This window comes from Streptomyces sp. SID13726, from assembly GCF_010548375.1.
Lineage (GTDB): Bacteria > Actinomycetota > Actinomycetes > Streptomycetales > Streptomycetaceae > Streptomyces.
The window spans coordinates 1-569 of the sequence record NZ_JAAGLY010000200.1 but is presented as its reverse complement, the minus strand read 5'-3'; the positions used below and the strand labels follow the sequence as shown (position 1 = coordinate 569).

The following is a 569-nucleotide window of genomic DNA, read 5'->3' as shown; positions in this document are numbered from 1 at the left end:
CCTCGGTGCGCCGGCCTCAGCCCCGGCCGCGGAGGCGGTCGAGGTCGCGGCGCTCGCGCTTTGTCGGGCGGCCGGCGCCGCGCTCGCGGACGGCGACGCGGACGGTGAGCTCCTTGGGGGGCGGGGGCGGGCTCTGGTCGATCACGGCCTGTGCAGCCAGGGGCGCGGAGCCGCGCTTGACCAGCACCTTCTCCACGACGAGGATCCGCTCGGCCGGGCCGCCGCGGACGACGACCCGGTCGCCGACCTTGACGCTCGTCGCCGGCTTCGCGCGCTCGCCGTTGACCCGCACGTGGCCGGCCTTGACCGCCGCGGTCGCCTGCGAGCGGCTCTTGAACACCCGCACGGCCCAGAGCCAGCTGTCGACGCGCGCGCTCGTCGCCTCGGTCGTCGCCATCCCCCGAGCCTAACGACCGCGCGGACGCCGCCCGGCGTGCGAACCGCCTCACCCCGTGCCACCGTGAAGTCAGGCATACGGGGCAGTTACGTCGTATGACCGTTTCGTCCCCCAGAGAACGGAGACAGGGATGAGCTTCATCGGGTGGATCCTCATCGGCCTCATCATGGGC

1 protein-coding gene is annotated in these 569 nt (G+C 73.6%); it reads right to left on the bottom strand.

What is annotated here, in order from left to right:
* Positions 1-16 precede the first annotated feature (16 nt).
* A complete protein-coding gene (locus G3I78_RS47150; RefSeq protein ID WP_164436769.1) occupies positions 17-397 on the bottom strand; it encodes an RNA-binding S4 domain-containing protein in 381 nt (126 codons plus the stop codon).
* Positions 398-569: the final 172 nt, after the last annotated feature.